Below are 8,909 nucleotides of genomic sequence, written 5' to 3' on the forward strand. Positions count from 1 at the left end.
AATTTGCAGGACTCAGCCTACTCATGGCCGGGATATGGACGATGATTCCAATCACCTAGCCCAAAAACATCTAAGATCTCGTAATTACGATGAAGTAAGCAAAATCAAACAGCTAGCCGACATTTGGCTAGCTGTTTGATTATCTAGCGGATAATCAAAGCTCGTGGATTTCTAAGCCGAGCTCTTTCAAGACAGATTCGTTCGCCGCATTTGAGACAACGGCTACACTCGCCACCTCAGATTTCAAATACTCTTGCGCTACACGCTTCAAGTCATCCATGGTGACAGAGAGAACATGCTCCCTAAAACGTGCTCGCTGCTCTTTCGTGCGACCAAACAACAAACTATGAAAATCCCCCTTCGCTTCACCAGCAGGTGAACGCGGCTTATCGATCTGAGAAATGACACCAAGAATGGCCTGCTCTAGTTGCTCATGGTCATGCTCAGTTTCAAGCAACCATGCGACGGAAGCATCAAAGTCATCTAGGGTTTCGGTCAAACGCGGGTCACGATATGAGAAGAATCGGAAGGATGCGCTTGCACTATCTTGACTCGCGCCTCCACCGTAAGCTCCGCCTTGCTCACGGATCGCACGGTGAAGATACCCATTGCGTAGAAAGCCACCCAAGACCGTTAGAGCAGGTGCATCAGAGTGCTCAACTGCTACGCTAGGAAAAGCCTTGGCGCAAAAGTTGACTTGAGTGTTGGTGATCCATGCTTCCCTCGCCTGTTCTCGTAAGGGAGGAAGCGAAAACTCAGATACATTCTCTGGCTCGCTCAATGATTCTTCGCCGATCAGGCTTTTCAATTCTTCCAGCGCGTCGGCCTCACCGACCACCAAATACTGGCGCGGCATCTGCGTGACTTTCTTATGTATACGACTTAGCTGGCTAGACAAATCTCTTAGAGCCTGCTCATCTTTTAAGCCATCATCTAGTGTCTTCAAGGCCTTAATGCCGGCCAAACCACCCAAACGGTAACTTAGGTTTGCAGATGGACTAAGCTTGCTTGAAGCCGCGCCCATTGCGAGACTATGACCACCGTTAACAACAGATTGCTCTCGACGTGCACGCATCTGCGCGACAACTTCACGAATGCGCTCTACTTCGTCGTAACGCACGTCGCGAATAAAATCATGAATCAATGACATGAGCTCGCTTGCATTCCTACGTAATGCCTTACCTGAATACACCAGCACCCCACTGACATTTTGTACGTCGTCGATATCTCCTTTTACCGAAGTAAAAGCGTGCACACCTCCCGTTGATGCCGACTGCTGATTTTGCAGTTCGAGATAACTCGCATCACCCACACCAAGCTCCGTCGTAACCGCAGTATAAATCGGCAATAAGGCTTGTTCCTCAGCGCTGAGCTCTGGCAATTCAAAAATGACTTGCGTATACACGAGACCATTCGTTCCCTGCTCGTAACCGGTAATCTTTATCTGCTCATCAGAACCTGACAGTGTCTTGCTCGTTGGCGAGTAAAGTTCAACGGGAACATCCTCAATACCAACCTTGGGAAGAATCGACTCATCGTCTTTGCTCTCCTGCCGCTTTTTTAGCTCTGCGGCTTTGGCAATGACTTCTTTAACACCTTCCTCACTTAAGGCCGCTTTTTTGTCCGCCAACTCATGAAGCATTAAATCATGACGAACCTTTTCGTAACCCTGATCGGGCTTTAGGATCAAGGTTACGCGATGCGCGTTGTCGAGAAGTAATTTCTGAACACGCTTCTGAATGTATTGAGGGTCTTTAATCTGCTCTCTTAGACGATCGAGCACGGGATCAAGATCAAGCAAAGCCACCGGATCGCCGCCATGCAGCATGGGCGATAGCCCGGCCAAAATAAGCTGTAGCCCATAAGGATATGAATCACCGGAAATCTCGCGCTGACTCAACTCCAACTGATGCAAAACCGCCTCTAGTCGCTCCTGCGCGACACCGTTCAGCGCAACGTCATCCAAAACAGATAGCACCAAGCGCTCAAGTTCAGCGACTTTATCGGGGTCACTACCCTCGATGCCACACGCGAAGAGCATTTCTTTGTTGGAATCTTCCAGGCCGCACATTGGCGATGGTGCATGCCCAAGATCCGTTTGCTCTAACGCTTTTTGTAAAGGCGCCGCGGAGTTTTCAAACAGAACATTGGATAACAGATGCGCCTCAAGGTTACTCTCCAGGTCAAAGCTGCGACCCAACAACCAAGACATCACAATATGCGTCTTGTGTTCTGTAGATTCACTTTCCTCAAGCGGATAGTTCTCAATCACCGTGATCGGCGCGCAGTAACGCTTTTCATCACTCACCACAGGCAGGTCATCAGATCGTTCAAAGCGACTTAATACGTTATCGTGAAACTTGGCCTGATGCTCCTCAGCAGGAATATCCCCGAAGGTCATGAAAACCGCGTTGCTTGGGTGATAATGCTTCTTGTAGAAAGCCTTGAGCTGCTCATAACTCAGATCCGTAATATGCTCCGGATCGCCGCCACTGTTGTAGTGGTAGGTTGATGTCGGAAACACATGGCGTGTTAGCATTTGCCACAACTGGCTTGTGGGCGAACTCATTGCCCCCTTCATTTCGTTGTAAACGACACCTTTATAAACCAGATCAGAATCAGCATTGTCGGGCTCTTGAAACTCTACCCGGTGACCCTCTTGTAGAAAGTCCATCTCATCAAGTCGAGAGAAGAACACCGCATCGAGGTACACCTCAAGCAAGTTATTGAAGTCTTTCTTGTTCTTACTCGCAAAGGGATAAGCTGTCCAATCACTGCTAGTAAACGCGTTCATAAAGGTATTCAGTGAGCGCCGAATCATCATAAAGAACGGATCGCGAACCGGATACTTTTCGCTTCCGCATAACGCTGTATGTTCTAAGATATGCGCCACGCCTGTATTGTCCGTTGGAACAGTCTTCAAGCCCACTAGGAAGACGTTTTCATCATTCTTCGAAGCGAAATGCAAATGTCGAGCGCCCGTTTGACGGTGCACAAACTCCTGCGCATCAACAGCTAGAGACTCAATACGTTGGGATTTAACTAGTTCAAACTGGGGGTGACTCATGTCAAAAATATACCTTGTGGAAAGCCGCACAACACCTTGAGGTGCCGACAGCGGAGCATGTCTTATCAACTTTAAAACAGTCACTTTGAGCTTCGTGCTCAACAGTTTCAAGTTAATACTCGCTAAGATGCTTTGGTTATAGTGACGAACTCGCTAAGTTCAAGTAGCCATGAGCCTGATTCGCTCAAAACGCATGGTTTTGTGAACAAACAAGCAAAACTTCGGTCTTAGTAAGAAAAATCAATACTTTAGGTCTAGAATCTTTGTAATCACTTAATAATACTCGGCCTCAACAATTTACAGGTCGAGCTTGGCGGAGTGAAAGTTTTTAGCCCCGCCCTTATCGACTAAGCCGAACACAAACGTAGTCTCGTAATAATCGAGTGTGTATTCGCTATAACAGGAACAATTCATGGTCGACATAAGACCTTTAGCTTTCATTAACTTTCTAATGCTTCTCTTGCTTGCAAGCGCCGGTTTTGTCCAGCTGCAAGAAAATGCCGCTCAGAATACCGAGCAGAGTCTGGTTACCGATACAGCGGCTGACGCCACTCACTCTGACAGCGCCTCAACACCTGATCTCACAGTGAGTGACAACCCTTCGCAGCAAGAAACATTGAACCCTCAGCCTGAGCAAAAGCATACTGAATCCGAGTCTCCGATCTTCGTAGACCAGCTTCCCGAAGGCCAGACGCCGTCAGTGGTTGATCGAGCAAGCAGCGAGCCATCTAAGCCAGAAATAAACAAGCCTCAGCCTGAGCAGGTAAAATCGACAGGCTCGCTGACGGTTCGATCCAATGTCTATGGCGACACGGTGTTGATTAATGGCAAACCATATGGCTCGAGTGCGTTAGAGGTTGAGCTAAATCCCGGCACATATGAAGTCGAGGTCACCAAAGGTGGCTTTCAGAATTGGCGGCAAAGCATTTATATCACACGCGGAAGCGAACAAACGATTGTTGCTGAACTACAAAAATTCACGACCGTTAATTACCGCAACGGTGTTTGGGAAAACGGTGTTCAAACAGGCGAAGGGAGATACCTAGACGGCGCTCGTATTGACTACCAAGGCTCCTTCGTAAATGGCCAGTTCCATGGTTATGGCTCTGCGCGATATGGCGACGGCTCTCGTTATCAAGGCGAATGGTTTGAAGGCGAGCGTAAAGGGAACGGCACTTTTGTTAACTCCACGGGAGACACCTATATTGGGCAGTTTTCAAATGATGAGTTTAACGGTGATGGCACACTCACCAAAGCAAATGGCGACATCTACACAGGTTACTGGATTGGCGGTGAGCTAAATGGCCAAGGCTCGCTTACTACGCGCGACGGAATGCTTTATGTAGGCGGTTTTAGTGACAACTTATTTCATGGCAATGGCACTCTAACCTATCCAGATGGAGGCACCTATGAAGGCTCTTTTTCAAACGGTCTATTCCACGGAAAAGGTGTTGAAGTGTATGCCAATGGCAAGAAATATGAGGGCCAGTTTATCGAGGGCCTTTATCACGGCAAGGGCGAAATCTTAAACCCGAACGGCAGTAAGATCAGCGGCACATTTAAAGACGGCGAGCCCTTCGGCAAGGTGACACTCACGACAGCGGAGGGTGAAGTATTTACAGCGCGCTCCTCAGAACCCGGCGTTTGTTACCGACCGAAAAGCTATCGCGCCACTGAGTGCCCAAAGCTCGATGGTTGGTAAGTTTTTTCGACCAAACAGCCAAAACGAAAGACATAATTTTGATAAGCGGGCATCAGGCCCAGCCAAGAAAAGAGGTTAAGCATGACAATCAAGAGCGCTTTAATCGTTGATGATTCCAAGGTCGCAAGATTTGCTCTTCGCAAATTGCTCGAGAAGATGGATTTAGACGTCACCATGGCGGGCTCAGGCGAAGAAGCGATTGAGACCGTGATCGATGGTAACGTGCCCGATGTTATCTTCATGGATCAGCTCATGCCTGGCATGAATGGTGTGGATGCAGCGAAGCAAATTAAAGCTATGCCCAGCGCTGAGCACGTTCCGGTCATCATGTGTACCTCAAAAAAATCGGATGAGTTTTCAGAAGAAGTCACCAAAAAGGGCATCTATGATGTGCTCACAAAACCGGCTGAGCCACATCGCGTATCAGAACTCATCAGTCAACTTGATGAAAGTATGGCAAATGCCGTTACAGCAGATCCGCAAGAAGAAACTCTCGGTGAAAGTGATCTGACGGACGAGCTCGCCTCCACCGCCTCACTCACGGAGTTGACGCTTGATGACGAACTTACCTTGGCCGATGAAGATTTGGGCATTGAAGCACCGTCATCTGATGAATCCGTCGAGCTAGAGTCTGAGAGTATTGAATTAGAGCTACCGGAAATCCAAGAGCCCTACCCAGGTGACGAGCCTTCAGCGGGTCAGGAGCCTTCATCGGGTCAAGAGCCTTCAGCAGGTCAAGAGCCTTCAGCGGATCAACAACCGTCAGCAGGTCAACAACCTTCAGCTGATCAAGAACCTTCAGCTGATCAAGAACCTTCAGCTAATCCAGATACCGCGCCCACTGAACCCACTCTCTCAGTCACACCTCCTGTCAGTCCCCGCCCTGCTCCTGCTCCCGTACCGGCAGCAGAGGTACCTCACGATGTGATCGCGGACGTCGCTCGATCAGCTGTTCGCACTAGTGTTAACAACCGCCTGCATGAATTGCTCGCAGGACTGTTTGATGACCAGCATGAACACTTCAAGCGCGTTGTAACAGACATTAGTATCGAGCAAAAAACGCTGCTCGAGCGCGTTATGGCAGAGCATGAGAAAAGCATCAAGGACAAAACCGATGCAATCAAAGATGAAATAGCAACCGAAGTCAGCCTATTCATCAGCACTCAGTTGAAAGAGCTCAAAACAGATCTTGTGAAGCAGATTGATACTCAGGCAGCGCTCACGCCAGACTTTGACGAGTTGAAAGAACAACTCCAGAGTGCGCAACAAATCGACACCGATTTCTGGCAAAAAATGCAGGCTGAAGCAATACAACAGGCCCATGACATGTCCCGCCAAACTGCGGAAGATGTTGCAGAACAAGCGATAGACTCCTTCCTCCGTCGACAAAAACGAGAAAGCACCAAGTTCTATGGCTACGCCATGGCGATCAGTATCGGTGTATTCGCAGCAGGCATTGCGGCAATAAGTGGTTTGTTCTAGTAGCTGAGTATTAGCTAGTCTTGCGCGAGTCGATTTTTGAGCCGCGCAAGATCTTCCTTCGTATCGATATCATCCAATTCCTCACCAAGACTCATAGCATGATGTGGCCTCGACGCAATAAAGCGCTTTGCTCCGTCCGTCGTCTGATCTACCGTTCTCAGATGCTCATACCACACATCAAACCGCCGCAACTCGTTGCTTGGAAAGTAAGCGGGCGTTCCGACGCTGCCATCATAAGCGGCGCATGAAATCTCATCTAAAGCTCCCCCTTTTAAGACAAGTCGCAACAAAGAGCTCGCTTGCAACAAAGGCTGATCAATCAAACAAACCACCACGCCGTTCAGCACAAGTCCCGCATTCAACGCATCATGTTGCGCAGCATCAAAACCCACTTTAAGCGATTCTGCCATGCCCCTCTGCCAATGTTCAGCATAGGTAACACGCGACCAATCCTCCATCAAAACATGCGGTAGCAGCTGATCATAGTGTGCCCCCAGCACAAGAACCTTACGCAAAGTAGGAGCGGAGGCTGACATCAATTCGCCGAGCTCCCGGTTTCTCTGCACTGCGTGATCGAGCAATGTTTTATCGCCAAGCAGGGCAAGTTGCTTCGGAGAACCAAATCGTCGAGCCTCACCAGCGGCAAGGACAATAACTGAAACCAAGTTTGAACCCACAATTGTTTACTTTTTGTTCTATTTTAATTGGTTTACCACTAGGTCTCTCGCCTAGGAGCATGTAAAATGCGCGACTCTTAAATCAGGCACTCATGATGAAAGCAGACAAACACCTATTCTCTTACCCGAAATACTGGGCCGAATGCTATGGTATCGCGCCTTTTTTACCGATGTCACGTCAGGAAATGGACGAACTCGGGTGGGATAGCTGTGATGTTATTATTGTTTGCGGCGATGCTTACGTTGACCATCCCAGTTTTGGTATGGCGGTCATTGGTCGATTACTCGAATCCCAAGGATTTCGCGTAGGTATCATTGCCCAACCGGATTGGACCTCCAAAGACGCTTTCCAGGCGCTTGGCAAACCCAATCTATTTTTCGCAGTATCCGCAGGCAACATGGACTCAATGATCAACCGCTACACGGCAGATCTAAAAATCCGACATGATGATGCGTATACACCAGACAATGTTGGCGGCAAGCGTCCCGACCGCGCAGTAACTGTCTATAGCCAGCGCTGCCGCGAAGCGTTTAAAGGTGTGCCTGTCGTTATTGGCGGTATAGAGGCCAGTTTACGTCGTCTTGCGCATTTCGATTATTGGTCAAACAAAGTTCGTCGCTCTGTACTTCTTGATTCAAAAGCCGACATACTTCTTTATGGTAACGCGGAGCGCGCAGTGGCTGAAATTGCACATCGCATCTCCCGCGGCGAGTCACCAAAAGAGATGACCAATATTCGCGGCACAGCCATCGTAGTAAATGAATTACCCGAAGACTGGTTGGAAAAAGACTCGACCCGTCTAGATAAGCCCGGAAAGGTCGATCGAATTCCAAGCCCGTATATCGATACCACTGAAAACGGCAAAGGTGGCGATTGCGCTAACAGTGCAAACGATGGTTCTGGCGAAGTGGATGAAGACACGCACGTTCTTCGCTTCTGGCCTGTCGGTGGCAAAGCAAAAGAATATATAAAGCTGCCCGCATTTGAAAAAGTCACCAAAGACCCGGTTATGTATGCGCATGCGTCACGAGTGATTCATATCGAAACAAACCCTGCAAATGCACACACGCTTGTTCAAAAGCATGGCGACCGCTACATCTGGATGAATCCTCCACCAATTCCTTTAGAGACTGAAGAGCTCGACATGGTGTTCGAGCAAAATTTCCAGCGTGTACCACACCCAAGCTATGGCGATGCCCGCATCCCGGCCTATGAGATGATTCGTTTCTCAGTCAACATCATGCGTGGCTGTTTTGGTGGCTGTTCTTTCTGTTCGATCACAGAACATGAAGGGCGCGTGATTCAGAGCCGATCAGAGGACTCCGTGATTCGTGAGATCGAAGCGATCCGCGACAAAACACCTGGTTTTACAGGTATTATCTCGGACCTTGGCGGGCCGACTGCCAACATGTATCACTTAAACTGCAAGTCTGATGAGATTCATGCGAAGTGCCATCGATTATCCTGCGTTTATCCGACCATTTGTAAAAACCTCAAGACCGATCATTCTGCAACAACCAGCCTGTATCGTCGTGCCCGAGCATTGACCGGCGTTAAAAGGATATTTGTGGCCTCTGGTTTGCGCTACGACCTTGCCGTGGAAGATCCGGAATACGTGAAGGAGCTCGTCACACATCACGTTGGGGGCTACCTGAAAATCGCGCCCGAACATACCGAGAATGGCCCTCTCTCTAAGATGATGAAGCCTGGTATGGGCACCTATGATCGCTTTAAAGAAATGTTCGACCGGTTTTCCAAAGAAGCAGGGAAAGAGCAGTTCCTTATCCCCTATTTTATTGCGGCGCACCCGGGAACGCGGGATGAGGATATGTTAAACCTCGCTCTTTGGCTAAAGGGCAATGGATTTAGGGCGGATCAGGTTCAAAACTTTTACCCGTCACCAATGGCGAGTGCAACGGCGATGTACCATACAGAGAAAGACCCGCTGCATCGCGTTGACTACAAGAGTGAAAAGATGCC

At 48.9% G+C, this 8,909-nt stretch carries 5 protein-coding genes; 3 read left to right on the plus strand and 2 right to left on the minus strand.

Annotated elements, in window-relative coordinates:
* Positions 1 to 154: 154 nt before the first annotated feature.
* Entirely contained in the window at positions 155 to 3,067 is a 2,913-nt protein-coding gene (locus A3751_RS02695; protein ID WP_068451805.1) for an insulinase family protein, read from the minus strand.
* A 412-nt stretch (positions 3,068 to 3,479) separates the two neighbouring features.
* Here A3751_RS02695 and A3751_RS02700 point away from each other — a divergent pair, with 412 nt between their 5' ends.
* Positions 3,480 to 4,769 carry a PEGA domain-containing protein gene (locus A3751_RS02700; RefSeq protein WP_068451795.1) on the plus strand — a complete coding sequence of 430 codons (1,290 nt, stop codon included), beginning with the start codon at positions 3,480 to 3,482 and terminating at the stop codon, positions 4,767 to 4,769.
* Positions 4,770 to 4,850: 81 nt separating this feature from the next.
* Positions 4,851 to 6,251, plus strand: a complete 1,401-nt coding sequence (locus tag A3751_RS02705; RefSeq protein ID WP_068451797.1) for a response regulator — start codon at positions 4,851 to 4,853, stop codon at positions 6,249 to 6,251.
* Between the two features lie 14 nt (positions 6,252 to 6,265).
* Here the strand turns inward: A3751_RS02705 and A3751_RS02710 are convergent, their stop codons facing one another.
* Entirely contained in the window at positions 6,266 to 6,928 is a 663-nt protein-coding gene (locus A3751_RS02710) for an NTP transferase domain-containing protein (RefSeq protein WP_068451799.1), read from the minus strand.
* Between the two features lie 92 nt (positions 6,929 to 7,020).
* Between A3751_RS02710 and A3751_RS02715 the strand changes: the two genes are divergently transcribed.
* A partial coding sequence (locus A3751_RS02715; protein WP_197466131.1) for a YgiQ family radical SAM protein occupies positions 7,021 to 8,909 on the plus strand: 1,889 nt, incomplete at its 3' end.

Source organism: Oleiphilus sp. HI0080 (assembly GCF_001635135.1).

Excerpts from the sequence above, each read along its gene's own strand:
- A3751_RS02695 (WP_068451805.1), bottom strand. The coding sequence starts at position 3,067 with ATGAGTCACCCCCAGTTTGAACTAGTTAAATCCCAACGTATTGAGTCT.
- A3751_RS02700 (WP_068451795.1), top strand. The coding sequence starts at position 3,480 with ATGGTCGACATAAGACCTTTAGCTTTCATTAACTTTCTAATGCTTCTC.
- A3751_RS02705 (WP_068451797.1), top strand. The coding sequence starts at position 4,851 with ATGACAATCAAGAGCGCTTTAATCGTTGATGATTCCAAGGTCGCAAGA.